This window comes from Nocardia sp. NPDC049737 (genome assembly GCF_040674755.1).
Lineage (GTDB): Bacteria > Actinomycetota > Actinomycetes > Mycobacteriales > Mycobacteriaceae > Nocardia.
Map to the genome: position 1 here is coordinate 271,056 of NZ_JBFANH010000001.1, position 16,516 is coordinate 287,571.

The following is a 16,516-nucleotide window of genomic DNA, read 5'->3' on the forward strand; positions in this document are numbered from 1 at the left end:
AGATTCACACCTGCTCGGCGAGGAAGTTCTCCCAGGTGAGCTTGCCGACGGTCGCACCATCGAGGGTCAGATTCTCCTTCCCGCGATACGCGCGCCCGACCTTGCCCGGCACCGGAACCGGTAGGAACAACCGCCGCTTACCCTCGGCCTTCAGGTAGCCGCGGATCAGCTCGGCCATCGTGTACACCGTCGGCCCGACCAGATCGGGTACCCGCCCGGCCGGTGCGCCGCGCGTCAGCTCCACGAGCCGGGCGGCCACCTCCCGCGAATCGACCGGCTGCCACAGCACCGCGCCGGGCGCGGGGACGACCGGGCTCTTCGCCATGGCTTGTGCGGTCTTCAGGGCGAGGTCGTCGAACTGGGCCGCGCGCAGGATGGTGTACGGGACGCCCGATTCGATAATGGCCTGTTCGGCCGCGAACTTGGCTCGGAAGTAACCGATCGGCAGCTTTTCGGCGCCGACCACGCCGATGTAGACGATGTGCTGCACACCGGCCTTGGCGGCGGCGTCGACCAGGTGCCGGGTCGCGATGTCGTCGCCCTTGGGGCCGCCAGCGAGGTGCAGGATGATCTCCGCGCCGTCGACCGCGGCCTCGACGCCGGTGCCGGCAAGCAGATCTCCGGTCACGAATTCGATGCCGTCGGTCGATTCGTGGGCATTGCGGCTGAGCATCCGGATCTTGAAACCGGCTTCTACCAGCAGCGGTGTGACGTGGCGGCCCAGAGTGCCGGTGCCGCCGGTCAGCAGGATGGTCGTCATGGTTCCTCCAGGGTTCGCATGTGCTGGTCGTTACCGGGATGACGACGCAGGCGGGCCCGGTGTGACAAAGCCGGAATTGTCCGCGCGCACCTCTAAGATTCGCGGGTGACCGGATACGACCACGATGCCTTCGACCACCTCGACACCTCGACCCTGCCGCCGCGTCAGCAGCGGATCCTCGCCACGATCCGGGACTGGGTGCTGCGGTACGGGTACGCGCCGAATACCAGGGAGATCGGCGATGCTGTCGGCCTGCGGTCCTCGTCCTCGGTCTCCAAGCATCTGAAGTCCTTGGAGGACAGGGGGTTTCTGCGCCGCAGCGAGACCATGTCACGGCCGATCGATGTGCGGATGTTCCTGCAGGCGTCGGTGGTTGCGGAGCAGGCCGATGATTCGGTCGCGGTTCCGGTCGTCGGTGATATCGCTGCGGGCACGCCCATCCTCGCCGAGGAACACGCCGACGACGTGATGACGCTGCCGCGTGAACTCGTCGGTCGCGGAACGGTTTTCGGGCTGCGCGTGCGCGGCGATTCCATGATCGATGCGGCGATCTGCGACGGCGATCTGGTGGTCATCCGCAAACAGTACGAGGCGCATTCCGGTGACATCGTCGCCGCGATGATCGATGGGGAGGCGACGGTGAAGGTGTATCGGCGTCGCAACGGGCATGTCTATCTGGAACCGCGCAATCCGGCCTACGACGTGATCGACGGTGATGAGGCGGTGGTGCTCGGGAAGGTCGTGTCGGTGATGCGCCGCGTGTGAGCCTGGAAATTCCGTTGCCCGGGCTAATGACCAGCTGTAGCGTTCCTTCGGTTTGTCCACCGATCGATCGAAGGAGTCGATGCCGTCATGAAAGCCGTCACCGAACGCGACATCAGGTCGTCGTTCATCAACTGTTCCAAGACGACCGCCAAGAAGTTGCCGGTGCCCCGGGACCTGGACAAGCGACCGTGGGATGACCTGGACTTCCTGGGCTGGAGCGATCCATCACTGCCCGGTCGCGGCTATCTCGTTGTGCCGCGCGACGATCGCATCCTCGGCATCGCGCTGCGCTACGAAACCGGTGGATCCGGCCGTACCCAAATGTGCGCGATCTGCCTGACCTCGCATACCGGTCGCGGCGTCTCGCTGATGACCGCGCACAAGGCGGGCGAATCCGGACGCCGGGGCAACTCGATCGGTACCTATATGTGCACCGATCTGGCGTGTTCGCTGTACGCGCGCGGTAAACGAACGCCCGCGCTCGGCAATCGGTACCGGGAAGATCTGATCACCGAGGAGACCAAGATCGAGCGAGTCCGGGACAACATGAACGCCTTCGTCACCAGGCTGTTCACCTAGATCCGTCGATTCGGTCCCAGCAATGAAATGGAGGTAGATGCCATGTGCCGACACTCAACAGAACTCTGGATGCTCAGGATTCCTCTCCGGTTGAGCAGGCCCGGAATCGGTCCGGACCCGCTCATCCGGAGAGGAATCGTTCGATAACCCTCGCCTGCCAGACCAGTCGGTATCATTCAGCTAATTGTCAGCAGCGTTCGAGTTCGCAAGGGGACCGGCGATGGCGACGAGGCGGGTGTGACGAGGCTGCCGCACTATGCGGCGATGCTGGCGCTGGCGGGTGCTCTCCCCGGCGACGGTGACCGCTGGGGCTACGAGGTCAAATTCGATGGCATTCGCGCCATCGGGTACGTCGATAACGACCTGCGGCTGATTTCGCGCAACGATAAGGACATCTCCGCGGCCTGGCCGGAACTCGCGGATATCGCACCCGGGAATCCGAGATTCGTCGTCGACGGCGAGGTCGTCACCTTCGCCGCCGACGGCCGGACCTCCTTCGAAGCACTGCAGCCACGCATGCACCAGCGCAATCCCGCCATGATCCGCGCGTTGCGGAAGTCCATTCCCGCGACGTACCTGATCTTCGACCTGCTCCACATCGGCGACCGATCCCTGATCGACCTGCCCTATCAGCAGCGTCGCCAACTGTTGGAACAACTCGGCCTACGCGGCCCGCATTGGCAGGTTCCACCGCGCTTACACGGCACCGGCGCAGATGTACTCGCCGAATCGAAACACCTTGGCCTCGAAGGCATTCTCTGCAAACGCCTCGACAGTCCCTACCTCCCCGGCCGGCGCAGCCCATTGTGGACCAAGGTCAAAAATATGCGCGACCAGGAGGTCATCATCGTCGGCTGGCGACCGGGAACCGGCAGACGCGCACGGACCATCGGCTCCCTCCTGATGGCAGTGCACGACGACTCCGGAAACCTCGTCTACATCGGCAACGTCGGTACCGGCTTCACGCAATCCGCCCTCGCCGACCTCCAATCCGAACTCCAACACCTACAACGCAATAGCCCCACCGTAACCGCCGACGTGCCCGACGCTATCTGGACAACCCCAACCCTCGTCGGCGAAGTGACTTTCACCGAATGGACCAGCGACGGCCGCCTCCGCCATCCCTCCTGGCGCGGCCTGCGTCCCGACAAATCCCCGACGGAAGTGAAGGCGCCATTATCGGATTAGACGCGTGGGCTCGACAGCGTGCGGACCGTCGACACAGTGCTCTACGGGGCGATCCGCCCCGATAGCGAACAGGAGGCAAGCTCATGAAGATCGCAGTCATCGGCACCGGACTCATCGGCTCCCAGGTGGTGGAGAAGCTCACCGCGGCGGGACACGATGCGACCGGGCACTCGCGCTCGACCGGCATCGATCTCCTCACCGGCGACGGACTCGACCAGGCGCTGCGCGGTGCCGAGGTGGTCGTCGACGTGGCCAACTCGCCGACCTTCGACGAGGCCTCGCTCGACTTCTTCCGCACCTCGGTGCCCCACCTCTTGGCCGCCGCGCAGGCGGCGGGCGTGCGCCACATCGTGACGCTCTCGATCGTCGGCGTCGACCAGGTGCCCGACCTCGTCTACTACCGGGCCAAGACACTGCAGCAGGACCTGGTCGAGGCCGGACCGATCCCGTACTCGATCGTCCGCGCGACTCAGTTCATGGAATTCGTTGTGGCGGCGCTGGACTGGACAACCGACGGTGATGTCGTGCGGCTGCCGTCCACCCCGATTCAGCCCATCAGCTCCGCCGAGGTCGCTGCCGCCGTCGCCGAGGTCGCCGCAGGCGCTCCGCTGCGAGGCATCCGCAATATCGGCGGCCCCGAAGTCTTCCGACTCGACGAACTGGGCCGAATCGCACTGGAGATCACCGGCGACAACCGCCGCGTCATCACCGACGAGACCGCCGGCCTATTCGCAGCCGTCAAAGGAGATGTGCTCACGGCGCCCAAAGGCACCCACCTCGCTACCACCCACTTCCGGGACTGGCTGCGGTCACGCTGACCAGGTGAACTCTTCGGAGGCAGTCGAGTCCGCAGCGTAGGTCCCGCGTCGACGAGGATCGGCTCATGCGAACCGTCTATGTCATCGCCCATCCGGAGTCGACACACCATGTCGAGTGCCTCGTGGGCGGGTGGTATGACTCGCAGCTCACGTCTGCGGGTTTGCGCGCTGCGGATGCCATCGCCGATGCGCTTCGGGCGAGGATTGCAATGCAGGTCGACGTGGAGTTGTTCGCATCGGATCTGCGACGTGCTGCGCGTACCGCGACCGTGATCGGCAACGTTCTGCAGGTACCGCCGGTTCTCGATCCGAGATTGCGCGAGAAGTCCTATGGCGAGGCCGAGGGCAAGCCCCGGGAGTGGCTGGATCGGAGATTCGTGCGGCCGCCGGTGCTCGGGGAGCGAATGCGCCACGATGAAGGCATATCGGGATCGGAGACCATTGCCGCATTCGCACAGCGGGTCTACGCGGCGATGGATGCGATTCGGCAGCGCGACTGCGATCATCAGATCGTGGTGACCCACGGTGGCGCAATCACTTTCGTGGTTGCGGCGTGGACTATGTTGCCGATCGAAGCACTCGGTTACGCCCGGTTTCACGCTGCTCCGGGAAGTATTACCGAGTTGCGTGAGGATGACTACTTTCACAACCGCCAGGTCGTCAGGCTTGGTGACACTCGCCATCTCAGCCGAGAGCGCTTGTGATGACGGTGGTTACGACTTTGCGGGTGGCTTCGGGGGTGGGTGGGGCGGTGGTTCGGTCGGCGAAGAGGAGGTGGGCGCTGCCGATGAGGGTCAGGGCGAGGGTGTGGGTGTCGGCTTCGGGGGTTATGCGGCCCAGGGCCTGTTCGGCGGTGAGGTAGGTGGCGAGCATCGTGGTTGCTTCGGTGAGTACCGGGACGCCGGAGGGGCGGACGGGGCGCAGGCGGGCGCGGAGTTCGTCTCGGAAGGTGACGAGGCTGACTATGGCTACCGCGACCGATTCGAAGACGGTGGTCAGGGCTTCGGTGAGATTGTCGGTGACCGTGCGGGTGCCTGCGGATTCGCGCAGGGCGGCGGACTGCTGATCGATTCGGCCGATGCGGTCGAGGACGAGTTCGGCGAGGAACGCGTCGAAGTCGGCGAAGTGCCGGTGCAGGACGCCCTTGGCGCAGCCTGCCTCGGTGGTGACCGCGCGACTGTTCAGCGCATTCGGACCGTCTCGCAACAGGATTCGCTCGGCGGCAGCGAATAGCTGCTCGCGCGGATCGCGCATGGCCACCCCTGTCGGCACGGTATCTCCTTTTCTCGGGCGCACCCGTTGGCAAGTGGGCGCATGCCCACTATGGTGGGCGCATGCCCACTCTACCTCCGGAGCGCACCGCCTCCGACCAACGCGAATCCCATCGAGCCCGTGAGCTGGCCGAATCGTTCGGCTCGGATCCGCAACGCTACGACCGGGCCCGACCCAGCTATCCGGCTGCCATGGTGGATGCGATCGTCGCCGCCAGCCCGGGCCTCGAGATCGTCGATGTCGGCATCGGTACCGGCATAGCGGCTCGGCAGTTCCGGGCCGCCGGTTGTCGCGTCCTTGGTGTGGAGGTCGATGCGCGGATGGCCGAGTGGGCGCGCAAGCACGGCTTCGAGGTCGAAGTGTCGGCCTTCGAATCCTGGGACCCCGCTGGCCGAACCTTCGACGCCGTCATCTCCGGCCAGAGCTGGCACTGGGTGCACCCTCTCGCGGGTGCCGCAAAGGCCGCCGAAGTGCTGCGACCCGGTGGACGGCTGGCCGTGTTCTGGAATTCGGGCCAGCCGCCAACAGAGTTGGCCCAAGGCTTCGCCGCGGTCTATCAACGGGTCGTGCCCGACTCGCTTGCTGCTCGTTGGGCAGCGGGGGCGACGACGGCGTCTTCGTCGCCGTCGATCAAGGCGAGCGAGGGGATTCAGGCGGCGGATGGCTTCGGTGATCCCGAGCAGTGGACGTTCGATTGGGAGCGGACCTACACCCGGGACGAGTGGCTGGATCAACTGCCCACGACCGGCGGTCATGCTCAATTCTCTTCTGCCACACAGGAAGAGGTGCTGGCAGGCGTCGGGGTCGCCATCGACGCGGCTGGTGGTTCCTTCCCGGTGCAGTTCACCACGACGGTATTGACAGCACTGCGGAACTGACCTATGCCTCAGTTCGAGCCCCGTAACGTGCGCCCGCCGACGCTGTTGTCGGACAGGCATTCGCGCCTTCGCGAGCGGGGTTATCCACAGGCACGGAGTTATCAACAGACTTTTTATTTCGCCTGGTCGGCACCGATTCTCGGCCGTGCGGTGGGACTAGCGTCGCCGCCATGTCCCGACATGACGAGCGCGAGCGGATTCGCCGACGACTGACCGTGCTGACCGAGCGGGTCGGTGCCAGCCGAACGATCGGTGCCGGGAGTCCGGCGCGTAACGACCGCCGAGGCGCTGAGCTCTGTCGAAGTTCGCCACGTTCGTCGAAGTCCGGAAAACGATCGGGGCGAAGTGCGCCGCTGGTCCGCGGTGGACGCTGGGATGACCAGGAGTTATCCGACGCTGTGGAGTCCGATACCGATTTTTCGTCTACCAAGGACGCCCGGTCCGATCTCGATGATGAGGAGGACTGGGCGGACGCGGTCGGCGAGGTGCGGGCACCGGGTTGGCTGGATGAGCCGCGGCACCGCTCGGCATGGCGGGAACATCTTGTGCCGGAACGGTTTCGGGGTACTCGACTGGATCCGGGGTGGCGGGGACTGGTGACGCTCGTCGCGGTCGGACTGGCAGCAGTGGTAGTCGCGGCTGTCGTGGTGTTGCGTGAGCGACCGGTCGCGCAGGCGGTGCCGCTGCCGTCCGCGGTGCGCGTCAGCACCGGTACGGCACCGGCTGGGCTGTCCGCCGCAAGCATGGCGGCATCGTCCGGCGCGGCATCATCCGGCGCGGCATCGTCTGCCCTGCCGGTAACTACGAGTCCCACAACGGAATTGGTGATCAGCGTGGTCGGTCTCGTCCATCGCGGGGGCCTGGTGCGATTGCCCGCCGGGTCGCGAGTCGCCGACGCGCTCACCGCTGCGGGCGGTGCGAAGGACGGTGCGGATCTGAGCGGGCTCAACCTCGCGCAGCGTCTCCAGGACGGCGACCAGGTTCTCGTTGGTCCGAGCGGTCCGAACGCGGGGCCGCAGCTCGGCAGTGCCACGATCGGTGCAGGTGGACGGCCGCCGGGCGGATCTGCACCGAATTCCACTGCGGCGCAACGCCCGTCGAGCAAGATCGACCTCAATACCGCGACCGAAGCCGAACTCGATGCCCTCCCGGGCATCGGCCCGGTCACTGCTCGCGCAATCGTCACCTGGCGCACCACGAATGGACGATTCACCGATGTCGCCCAACTCGGCGAGGTCGACGGCATCGGCCCGGCCCGGCTCGCCCGCCTGCGCGATCTGGTGACGGTATGACCGCATTCGACGGTGGGACAGATGGGCAGGGCGATATCGATCGACGGGCTGCCGAGGATGGTGAGCCATCGGTGCAGGCAGCACGGGTGCTCGACGCGCGGTTGCTGCCCGCCGCGTTGAGTTGTTGGGGCGCGACGATTGTCGTGCTGACGGTGGGATGGGTGGCCGGTTTGGTGCTGGCGTCGGCGCTGGTGCTGCTGGCGATCGGCCTCTGGGTGGTGCTTTTGCGCGCGGTGGCCCATCCCAGCGCGCGGTGGCGGGTGGTCGCCGTCGCCGCACTCGCCGCGCTGCTGATGGGTGCCGGGTTCGCGGTGGCCGGGGCATGGCGCGAGCATCGGGTGGCGACGCATCCGTTGCGGAACACGGCCGCTTCGGTGCGTGTGGTCGTGATACCCACCGATGATCCGAAACCGGTGCGGTCCAGCGCATTCGGGGGTGAGCAGCGATGGAAGGTGCAGGCTCGGTTGCGCGAGTATCGGCAAGGCGGTGTGACGGTACGGGTGGGTGGCACCGTGGTGATCCTCGGGTCCGGCATGGACTGGGGCGAGCTATTGCCCGGGCGAGCGGTGGAGTTTCGGGCCAAGCCGGAACGGCCGTGGCACCGCGACCTCACCGTCGCCACGCTGCGGGCTCAGGGACCGCCGGTCGTGGTCAGTGCCTTGCCCTGGTGGCAACGGGTCGCGGCGGCGGTGCGCACCGACCTCGCGCAGGCGGCACGCATACTACCCGAACAGCAGGCGGGGCTGCTGCCCGCGCTGGTGGTGGGAGACACTTCCGCGCTGCCCGACGAAGTCCGCGAGGAGTTCGAAATCGCTGGACTGGAACATATTTGCGTGGTCAGCGGGGCCAATTTCACGATTTTGTTGGCGGTCGTGCTCGGTGCTGTGCGGCTGCTCACCCTTGGGCCGCGCGCCGGTGCCGCGGTCGCGGCTGCGGCACTGCTGATGTTCATTGTTGTGGCACGTCCGGATCCGAGTGTGCTGCGGGCAGGGGCAATGGGCGCGATTACTCTGCTCGCCTTGATAACCGGACGTCGCAAGCAAGCATTGCCCGCGCTCTGCACCGCGGTCATCGGTTTGCTCGCACTGTGGCCAGAACTTGCCGTGCGAGCCGGATTCGGACTGTCGGTACTGGCGACCGCCGGACTGATCCTATTGGCACCCAGTTGGGCGGATTGGTTGCGCGATCGCGGCTGGTGGCGGGTGCCAGCCGAGATCGTCGCCGTATCGGCCGCCGCATTCGTGGTGACGACACCGGTCGTGGTCGCGTTGACCGGGCGGCTCAGTCTGGTCGCGATTCTCGCGAACATCCTGGTCGAACCCGTAATCGCACCGGTCACGGTGCTCGGTGCGGTCGGCACCGTACTTGCTGCGGCCTGGCCGCCGCTGGCCGAACTGATACTGCGCTGCACGCAACCGCCACTGTGGTGGTTGCTGTTCGTGGCCGAACATGCGGCGAACGTGCCGGGCGCGGAGATCTCAGTGCGCGGTGGTCTCACCGGCGGGGCTATCGCTTGTGCGGCAGTAGTTTTCGCTGTGCTCGCATTGCGGTCGGCGATGATGCGCCGCCTCGCAGCTGCCGTGCTCCTCGGCGTCGCGGGCGTGCTGATTCCGGTGCGGGTCTGGCATCCGGGCTGGCCACCCGCTGGCTGGGTATTGGCTGTTTGTGATGTTGGTCAGGGAGACGGACTCGCATTGTCCGTCGGTGACCACACGGCGGTGGTCATCGATGTCGGACCGGACCCGCGCATCATGCGCACCTGTCTGAATCGCCTGCGCATCAACCGGATCTCGCTGCTCGTGCTGACACATCCGCACGCCGACCACATCGCCGGATTGGCTGGTGCCTTACAAGGCCGTGCGGTCGACGCCCTGGCAGTCGGGCCCGGCGAGCTCTCCGGAACAGCGGGAAATGTCGAATCCGCAATCACCGGCGACCGTCGAATATCGAATTCGACCAGATCGGAGGCGGATTCGGATGCGTCGACGGACTCTTCCCCCGAACCGCATTCGCCACGACATCGGCGCGCATCGGTCAGCGGACCGGAACAAGTCGCTGGTCTCGCGGCACAGGAACACATCCCGGTGCTGGAGTTGTCTTCGGGACAGGTATTGCGTTTCGGCGCTGTCGAATTGAACGTACTCGCCCCGGCCCCACTCCAACACCGCCCGACCAGCCCGCCTAGCACCGATGATGCCAATGACCGCTCGATCGTCATCGCCGCCACCACACCTGAGGGCCGAATCCTGCTCACCGGCGATATCGAGGCCCCAGCGCAACAACGACTGCTCCACTCGGGTGCTCCTGTGCAAGCCGACGTCCTGAAGCTGCCGCACCACGGATCGCGAACGACCACGAAGGAATTCATTGCCGCCGTCCACCCGCGACTCGCCTTGGTCAGCGTCGGTGCCGACAACACCTTCGGCCACCCGAATCCGGGTGTGCTCGCGGATCTCGCCGACCTGGGTGTCGCCGTCGCGCGGACCGATCAACAGGGCGACGTACTGGTCCTGGGTGAGGGCCGTCAGCTGCGAACCCTGACCACCCGAAGAGCCAGATAGCTGTCCCGATAGTCTGCGCGCCGATCTGGACAAGCTGCTGGACCCCGGAGCTTCGGAGCGCAGGCTCGCCGTTGGATCCGTCCGGCCGAAGTCGGGACCGGTACCTGCTGGAGTGCAGCGCGTGGATGACGGACGGAATAGCTAGACGACCGGGAGGCCCGAGTTTCGAACACGGATGGTGAAAAGGCGGAGGAGCCTGCGAGGTGTGAGGAGGTGTCGGTGACGAACCGTAGGATGCTCGCGTGAGCGAACGGACTGCGGCAGTGCACCTGGTGCTCGGTGATGAAGAGCTGTTGGTCGAACGGGCCATCGCGGGGATTACGGCGCAGGTGCGGGCGAATGCGCCCGAGCCCGATGCGGTGCCTGTTGATCGGCTGCGGGCCGGGGATGCCAGCACCGCTGAGCTAGCAGAGCTGCTGAGTCCTTCCCTTTTCGCCGAGGATCGGGTGATCGTGCTCGAGTCGGCGGCGGAGGCCGGTAAGGAGGCGGTCGCGGTGATCACCGCTGCCGCCGGGGATCCGCCCGAAGGTGTGGTGCTCGTGGTGCTGCATTCCGGGGGCGGTCGGGCCAAGGCACTGGCCCCTGCGCTGCAGAAGTCGGGTGCGCAGGTGCACGATTGCGCCAAGCTGACCAAGGCGGCCGAGCGGGTGGAGTTCGTACGCGGCGAATTTCGCAACGCCGGGGCGCGGGTTTCGAGCGAGGTCGTGCAGGTGATGCTGGAGGCGGTCGGCTCGGATCTGCGGGAATTGTCCGCGGCCTGTTCGCAATTGGTCGCCGATACCGGCGGCAAGATCGATATCGCCGCCGTGCGCCGCTACTACTCCGGCAAGGCCGAGATTTCCGGTTTCGATGTCGCCGAACTCGCGGTCGCGGGGGATCGCCCCGGTGCCATGGAGGCATTGCGCTGGGCCACCGACCGCGGTGTACCGCATGTACTGCTCGCCGACGCACTCGCCGACTCCGTCCATACCATCGCCCGTGTCGGCTCCGCGGGCCGCGGCGACCCGTTCAAGCTGGCCCAGCAGTTGGGCATGCCGCCGTGGAAGGTGAAGAAAGCCCAGGCCCAAGCGCGAGGTTGGAACCAGGCCAGCATCGGCACGGCCCTGCAAGTGGTCGCCACGCTGAATGCCGACGTCAAGGGTGGTGCCGCCGACGCCACCTACGCCTTGGAACACGCCCTCACGCAGATCCTGGACCTGCACTCCGCAAGCTGAGATAGCGCTGAACCTGCTCGCTGTCCGACACACCGATGCGGTGGGTGCGAATAGGGCTCGCACCCACCGCAAAGGGGAAACTCACTCGCGGCCTTCGATTTTCAGGTCGCCGAACGTCACTCCGCGGGTCATCGGACGCGCCAGCATGTCGTGCGGGAAGCCCAGTTCGATCGCGCTGGCTTGTTCCAGCCGGTCCAGCTGGGCGGCATCGAATTCCACCTCGAGCGCACCGAGGTTGTCCTCCAACTGTGCCGCCGTCCGCGCACCGATGATCGGTGCCGTGACGCCTGGGTTCTGCAGTGTCCAGGCGAGCGCTACTTGCGATGGAGTCTTGCCCAGTTGTGCCGCAACATCTTTCACCACGTCGGCGATTACCAGGCCGCGTTCGGTGAGCGAGCCGTTGGCGGCGGCCACGTTCTTGCGGGTGCCCTCGGGTGAGCTCTCCGCGTCGTGTGTCAGGTCGGCGCGGCTGTACTTGCCGGTGAGCACACCGCTGGCCAGCGGCGACCACGGCACCACACCGAGGCCGAGTTCCCTCGCCATCGGAATGAGATCGCGTTCGACGGTCCGCTCGATCAGGCTGTATTCGATCTGCAACGCGATCAGTGGCGACCAGCCGCGCAGGTCGGCGATGGTCTGCATGCGTGCGACCTGCCAGGCCGGTGCGTCGGAGATGCCGACATAGAGCACCTTGCCGGCGCGGACCAGATCGTCCATGGCGCGCAGGATTTCCTCGACCGGGGTCAGGAAGTCCCAGGCGTGCAGATACAGCAGGTCGATGTAGTCGGTGTTCAGCCGACGCAGGCTGGCCTCCACCGAACCGACCATGCTCTTGCGGTGATTGCCGCCGGAGTTGGGGTCGGTCGGCCGCCGCAGCATCGTGTATTTCGTTGCCAGCACCAGACTTTCGCGATTGGCGGCGCTGAATTCGCCGAGCAGCTGCTCGGAGGTGCCGTTGGTGTACTGGCTCGCGGTATCGATGAAGTTGCCGCCGCGCTCGACATAGGTGTCGAAGATCTTGCGGGCCTCGTCCTTATCGGCGCCCCAACCCCAATCGGCGCCGAACGTCATTGTCCCGAGGGACAGCGGAGACACCCGAAGACCCGAACGGCCGAGCAACCGGTAGGTATCGAGGGTGCGGGCTCCGGACATGTCGTGCTCCTGTCGTTAGTACTTCGTTTCCGGTGTCATCGAGTCTGGAACGGTGCGAGAGCTTGGGTAAGGGAAGGTCTTTCCTGGGAAAGCCAGTCCTAGTCAGCCGTAAGATCGAGGGCGATGACGAGCACGGTGAATGCGACACAGCGGAGCGAGCTCAGGTCCGGAGGCGGTAGCTTGCGTGACCACGAAGGGTCAGGGAGCTCCGCGAATTGGGCACAAGCACTCGCGACCTTCCTGCGCGCTCGGCGCGAGCGCTTGAATCCCGGCGATCTGGGGCTGCCTCCGCGCAAACAGGCTCGGCGCACCCCGGGCCTGCGCCGGGAGGAAGTCGCCGAGCTGGCGGGTGTGAGCACCGACTACATCGTGCGACTGGAACAGGGACGCGGCCTGCGCCCATCCGCGGATGTCCTGGAGGCGCTCGCCCGCGCCCTGCGTCTGGATACCGACGAGCGCGCCTACCTCTTCGATCTGGCCCAGCAGCGCCAGCCGAATGCCGGGAAACCGAGCACCGTCCCCGCGGCCGCTCTAGAGCTGCTGGTGCACGATCTGTCGCCGCTGCCCGCGATGCTGATCAACCACCGCTACGACATCCTGGCGTGGAATCCGGAAATGGCGCGGTTGGTCGTCGACTTCGGCGCCCTGCCGCCGCGGCAGCGCAATTCCATGTGGCTGTGCCTGTTGGATCCCGCGATGCGCGATTTCTACTGCGACCGGGATCGGATCATTCGCGAGGGCGTCGCCGATCTGCGCGCCGCGTGGGCGGCCCATCCGGACGATCAGGAACTCGCCGATCTGGTCGCTGAGTTCACCGCACGCAGCGAGGAGTTCGCGCAGGGGTGGGCCAGGCACGACGTCCGGGTGCAGGGGCGCGGGGAGAAGCCGCTGCGACACCCGGAAGTCGGGCCGCTGGTGGTCAATTTCGAAGTACTCATGCCGCTACAGGATCCGGACCAGCGCATCATCATCTATCGCGCGGCCGATGCGGACTCCCAAGCCGCGCTGGATCGGTTGAACGGCGATCTGGATTGAGTACCCAGAGATCCGCACCCGCTCGGTGCGGGTGCGGATTCGCGGGGATCTATTCGACCGAGCTGAGAACCAGCTCGATGTCGTCTTCGGACTCCTCGTACCGGCCCTCCCACTCCTCGTAGGCCGGAATTTCCTCGTCCCGGGTGACGATCCACTCGAGCGAGTAGCCGCCTTCCTCATCGGGGACCATGACGTTCTCGATCTTCAGGCCGATGCCTAGGACCTCGGCTGCGCGGATGATGTCCGGCAGATCTTCGGAGCGGACCGGCGTCTGATTGGCGTAGACGGTAACCATGCGCCGAATCGTAGCGGGAACCTCCGACATGTGGCTGCCCGATCCGAATACGGCTCGAGGAGTGGGATGCGGCGATGACCTGCGGATGCTGGCAGGGCCAGCACTTTCCTGCCGATTTGCCAGGAAAGTCTCGATGACGCGGCACCTGCCGGGACGGTTCCGCTCAACGCCCAGGCAGCGGCATCGCTACCGTGACGGAAGATTGCTGAACTATTGCTGAAGAAATATCCGAATCCATGCCGCCGGACCGAAAAAGTGACCCTCGCAATAGTTGATGGGGGCGACAAAAGCCGCCGTGGTCATCGTGGCCACGGCGGCTGCGTCAACGTATGGACGGTACTGTTGCGATCAGAGCTTGTTCAGCGCCACCGCGAGAGCCGACTTCTTGTTTGCGGCCTGGTTGGCGTGGATGACGCCCTTGGAAGCGGCCTTGTCCAGCTTGCGGCTGGCGTTCACGACCAGACCGGCGGCCTTCTCCTTGTCACCGGCCGCGAAGGCCTCCCGGACCTTGCGGATCTCGGTGCGCAGCTCGGACTTGACCGACTGATTGCGCAAGCGCGCCGCCTCGTTGGTGCGGATCCGCTTCATCTGGGACTTGATGTTGGCCACGCCTGTTTCCTCGTGTTCCTGTCGCTGGTGGACTGTGCTGAAAAGTTCGCGAGCGCGCGTTGGAAACCGGAGTAATCAGGTAACGCGACGCCGAAGATCGAGGGTACCAGCCCCCGCGTCGCACACGAAATCACCACCGCCCCGGCACGCGAAATCGCTACCGCGCGAACGGCTCGGCCGGCAACGCTACCGACCGCGTAAGGGGCGTAAAATCCGGAGTGATGCAAGAAATTTACTTGCGTCTCACACGGCATCGATGCTGCTGTAGCACGATTTTCGCATGACTCCCGGCTCGCCGCCACGTTCGGCACGATCTGCGCCGAATCGCGTCCGGTCGAACGGGCATGCGAACGGCAACGGTAGAGCAACCACATCCGGACTATTCGAGGGCTACCAACCTGGCCGGTACGCGGACGCCTTCGACGAAATGTTCGACAGCCAGGGTCGGGTGCGTCAGCCGTATAAGGGAATCTTCTCGGCGCTCGCGCCCATCGACGTGGCCGATCTCGCTGCCCGTTCGGACGCACTCGACCGCGCCTTCATCGATCAGGGCATCACCTTCTCGCTATCCGGACAGGAGCGTCCCTTCCCACTCGATCTGGTGCCTCGGGTGATCGCGGCCGCCGAGTGGGCCAAGCTGGAGCGCGGGATCAAGCAGCGGGTCACGGCGCTGGAGCTGTTCCTCGCCGATATCTACGGCGAGCAGAACATCCTGCGCGACGAGGTCATCCCGAAGCGGCTGGTCACCTCATGCCAGCACTTCCACCGCGAGGCCGCCGGACTGGTGCCGCCGAACGGAGTGCGCATCCATGTGGCCGGCATCGATCTGATCCGTGACGAGCGCGGCGATTTCCGAGTGCTCGAGGACAATCTGCGCGCACCGTCCGGGGTGTCCTATGTCATGGAGAACCGGCGCACCATGGCGCGGGTCTTCCCGGATCTGTTCTCCTCGCACCGGGTGCGCGCGGTCGGCGACTATCCGACCCATCTATTGGCCGCCCTGCGCGCAGCGGCCGCGCCGAACGAGGCCGATCCGACGGTCGTCGTGCTCACGCCCGGCGTCTACAACTCGGCCTACTTCGAACATTCGCTGCTGGCCAGGCAGATGGGGGTGGAACTGGTCGAGGGGCGCGACCTGTTCTGCCGCGACAATGTCGTCTACATGCGCACCACGGCGGGGGAGCGTCAGGTCGACGTCATCTACCGCCGCATCGATGACATCTTCCTCGACCCCATGCACTTCCGGCCCGATTCGGTGCTCGGCGTTGCCGGACTGGTGAACGCCGCGCGGGCGGGCAATGTGGTCATTTCCAGCGCGATCGGCAACGGCGTCGGCGATGACAAACTGACCTACGCGTATGTGCCGACGATCATCGAGTACTATCTCGCCGAAAAACCGGTACTGCCCAACGTCGATACCTACCGCTGCTGGCTCGACGACGAACGCGAAGAGGTGCTCGACCGCATCGCCGAACTCGTGATCAAACCGGTCGAGGGGTCCGGTGGATACGGCATCGTCATCGGCCCGGTGGCCACGCCACGAGAATTGGACACGATCCGGCGCAAGATCAAGTCGGATCCGCGGGGCTGGATCGCCCAGCCGGTGGTGCAGCTGTCCACCGTGCCGACCAAGATCGGCAACGAACTTGTCCCACGCCATGTCGACCTGCGGCCATTCGCGGTCAATGATGGTGACGACATCTGGGTGCTGCCGGGCGGTTTGACGCGAGTGGCGCTGCCGGAGGGGTCGCTGGTCGTCAACTCCAGTCAAGGCGGCGGCAGTAAAGACACCTGGGTGCTGGCCGGGCGCGCCTCGCCCGCCGACCGTGAGCTCGCGGGCGAGGAGCTGGTGAGCGATCCGCCGCAATCCGATCAGCGTGAGCTCGGCCGGGAATCGACCTCGACGCAGTCGAATCGGCAACAGCAGCAACAACAGCAGGAGCAGCGGCTGGAATCGATGCGGCGGAGTCAGCACCAGTTCGGTGGTCCCGGGTCCGACCGACAACAGGTCGGTGTGCCCGGACAAATCCAGCACCTCGCCGAATCCGGCAGCAGTCCGTCCCCGGGCAAGACCAACGACAAGGCGGGGTGATGCGCT

The 16,516-nt window shown here is 65.7% G+C and carries 16 protein-coding genes; 11 read left to right on the forward strand and 5 right to left on the reverse strand.

The annotated features are described in order from the left end of the window. Nucleotides 1–4 precede the first annotated feature (4 nt). Nucleotides 5–760 carry an NAD(P)H-binding protein gene (locus AB0J47_RS01270; RefSeq protein WP_364339133.1) on the reverse strand — a complete coding sequence of 252 codons (756 nt, stop codon included), beginning with the start codon at nucleotides 758–760 and terminating at the stop codon, nucleotides 5–7. A gap of 105 nt (nucleotides 761–865) precedes the next feature. Between AB0J47_RS01270 and lexA the strand changes: the two genes are divergently transcribed. The 5 genes from lexA to AB0J47_RS01295 all read left to right on the forward strand — a co-directional run bounded on the left by lexA (nucleotide 866) and on the right by AB0J47_RS01295 (nucleotide 4,814). Continuing rightward, nucleotides 866–1,525, forward strand: a complete 660-nt coding sequence (gene lexA, locus AB0J47_RS01275; protein WP_364339135.1) for a transcriptional repressor LexA — start codon at nucleotides 866–868, stop codon at nucleotides 1,523–1,525. Nucleotides 1,526–1,612: 87 nt separating this feature from the next. Beyond that, nucleotides 1,613–2,104, forward strand: a complete 492-nt coding sequence (locus tag AB0J47_RS01280) for an FBP domain-containing protein (protein ID WP_364339137.1) — start codon at nucleotides 1,613–1,615, stop codon at nucleotides 2,102–2,104. A gap of 237 nt (nucleotides 2,105–2,341) precedes the next feature. Beyond that, nucleotides 2,342–3,292, forward strand: coding sequence for a non-homologous end-joining DNA ligase (ligD, locus tag AB0J47_RS01285; RefSeq protein WP_364339139.1), 951 nt, complete (start codon nucleotides 2,342–2,344; stop codon nucleotides 3,290–3,292). Nucleotides 3,293–3,375: 83 nt separating this feature from the next. Continuing rightward, nucleotides 3,376–4,110, forward strand: a complete 735-nt coding sequence (locus AB0J47_RS01290) for an NAD(P)H-binding protein (protein WP_364339141.1) — start codon at nucleotides 3,376–3,378, stop codon at nucleotides 4,108–4,110. Between the two features lie 65 nt (nucleotides 4,111–4,175). After that, nucleotides 4,176–4,814 (forward strand): histidine phosphatase family protein, encoded by a 639-nt coding sequence (locus AB0J47_RS01295; protein ID WP_364339143.1) that lies wholly within the window; start codon nucleotides 4,176–4,178, stop codon nucleotides 4,812–4,814. Here the strand turns inward: AB0J47_RS01295 and AB0J47_RS01300 are convergent. Continuing rightward, nucleotides 4,795–5,382, reverse strand: a complete 588-nt coding sequence (locus tag AB0J47_RS01300; RefSeq protein WP_364339145.1) for a TetR/AcrR family transcriptional regulator — start codon at nucleotides 5,380–5,382, stop codon at nucleotides 4,795–4,797. The two genes, AB0J47_RS01295 and AB0J47_RS01300, sit on opposite strands and share 20 nt — an antisense overlap. A gap of 62 nt (nucleotides 5,383–5,444) precedes the next feature. On the opposite strand from AB0J47_RS01300, the gene AB0J47_RS01305 reads away from it, so the two are divergent. The 4 genes from AB0J47_RS01305 to holA all read left to right on the forward strand — a co-directional run bounded on the left by AB0J47_RS01305 (nucleotide 5,445) and on the right by holA (nucleotide 11,327). After that, nucleotides 5,445–6,260 (forward strand): class I SAM-dependent methyltransferase, encoded by an 816-nt coding sequence (locus tag AB0J47_RS01305; protein WP_364339147.1) that lies wholly within the window; start codon nucleotides 5,445–5,447, stop codon nucleotides 6,258–6,260. A 170-nt stretch (nucleotides 6,261–6,430) separates the two neighbouring features. Continuing rightward, a complete protein-coding gene (locus AB0J47_RS01310; RefSeq protein ID WP_364339150.1) occupies nucleotides 6,431–7,552 on the forward strand; it encodes a ComEA family DNA-binding protein in 1,122 nt (373 codons plus the stop codon). Continuing rightward, nucleotides 7,549–10,113, forward strand: a complete 2,565-nt coding sequence (locus AB0J47_RS01315; protein ID WP_364339152.1) for a ComEC/Rec2 family competence protein — start codon at nucleotides 7,549–7,551, stop codon at nucleotides 10,111–10,113. The genes AB0J47_RS01310 and AB0J47_RS01315 overlap by 4 nt, the downstream gene beginning before the upstream one ends. Nucleotides 10,114–10,355: 242 nt before the next feature. Beyond that, nucleotides 10,356–11,327, forward strand: a complete 972-nt coding sequence (gene holA / locus AB0J47_RS01320; protein WP_364339154.1) for a DNA polymerase III subunit delta — start codon at nucleotides 10,356–10,358, stop codon at nucleotides 11,325–11,327. 81 nt (nucleotides 11,328–11,408) lie between these two features. Here the strand turns inward: holA and AB0J47_RS01325 are convergent, their stop codons facing one another. Further along, entirely contained in the window at nucleotides 11,409–12,479 is a 1,071-nt protein-coding gene (locus AB0J47_RS01325; protein ID WP_364339156.1) for an aldo/keto reductase, read from the reverse strand. Nucleotides 12,480–12,659: 180 nt separating this feature from the next. Between AB0J47_RS01325 and AB0J47_RS01330 the strand changes: the two genes are divergently transcribed. Continuing rightward, entirely contained in the window at nucleotides 12,660–13,514 is an 855-nt protein-coding gene (locus AB0J47_RS01330) for a helix-turn-helix transcriptional regulator (RefSeq protein ID WP_364339158.1), read from the forward strand. Nucleotides 13,515–13,563: 49 nt separating this feature from the next. On the opposite strand, the gene AB0J47_RS01335 is transcribed toward AB0J47_RS01330, so the two are convergent. Further along, nucleotides 13,564–13,809: a hypothetical protein gene (locus tag AB0J47_RS01335; protein ID WP_364339161.1), complete on the reverse strand. Its 246-nt coding sequence runs from the start codon at nucleotides 13,807–13,809 to the stop codon at nucleotides 13,564–13,566. Between the two features lie 348 nt (nucleotides 13,810–14,157). Continuing rightward, on the reverse strand, nucleotides 14,158–14,418 hold the full coding sequence (gene rpsT / locus AB0J47_RS01340) for a 30S ribosomal protein S20 (protein WP_364339163.1): 261 nt from the start codon (nucleotides 14,416–14,418) through the stop codon (nucleotides 14,158–14,160). 427 nt (nucleotides 14,419–14,845) lie between these two features. On the opposite strand from rpsT, the gene AB0J47_RS01345 reads away from it, so the two are divergent. Then, on the forward strand, nucleotides 14,846–16,510 hold the full coding sequence (locus AB0J47_RS01345) for a circularly permuted type 2 ATP-grasp protein (protein ID WP_364339774.1): 1,665 nt from the start codon (nucleotides 14,846–14,848) through the stop codon (nucleotides 16,508–16,510). Nucleotides 16,511–16,516: the final 6 nt, after the last annotated feature.

Bases quoted from the DNA above. Each gene is read 5' to 3' on its own strand.
- AB0J47_RS01315 (WP_364339152.1), top strand. From the start codon at position 7,549: ATGACCGCATTCGACGGTGGGACAGATGGGCAGGGCGATATCGATCGA.
- AB0J47_RS01270 (WP_364339133.1), bottom strand. From the start codon at position 760: ATGACGACCATCCTGCTGACCGGCGGCACCGGCACTCTGGGCCGCCAC.
- AB0J47_RS01345 (WP_364339774.1), top strand. From the start codon at position 14,846: ATGTTCGACAGCCAGGGTCGGGTGCGTCAGCCGTATAAGGGAATCTTC.
- AB0J47_RS01295 (WP_364339143.1), top strand. From the start codon at position 4,176: ATGCGAACCGTCTATGTCATCGCCCATCCGGAGTCGACACACCATGTC.
- AB0J47_RS01325 (WP_364339156.1), bottom strand. From the start codon at position 12,479: ATGTCCGGAGCCCGCACCCTCGATACCTACCGGTTGCTCGGCCGTTCG.
- AB0J47_RS01280 (WP_364339137.1), top strand. From the start codon at position 1,613: ATGAAAGCCGTCACCGAACGCGACATCAGGTCGTCGTTCATCAACTGT.
- AB0J47_RS01305 (WP_364339147.1), top strand. From the start codon at position 5,445: ATGCCCACTCTACCTCCGGAGCGCACCGCCTCCGACCAACGCGAATCC.
- AB0J47_RS01335 (WP_364339161.1), bottom strand. From the start codon at position 13,809: ATGGTTACCGTCTACGCCAATCAGACGCCGGTCCGCTCCGAAGATCTG.
- AB0J47_RS01290 (WP_364339141.1), top strand. From the start codon at position 3,376: ATGAAGATCGCAGTCATCGGCACCGGACTCATCGGCTCCCAGGTGGTG.
- AB0J47_RS01310 (WP_364339150.1), top strand. From the start codon at position 6,431: ATGTCCCGACATGACGAGCGCGAGCGGATTCGCCGACGACTGACCGTG.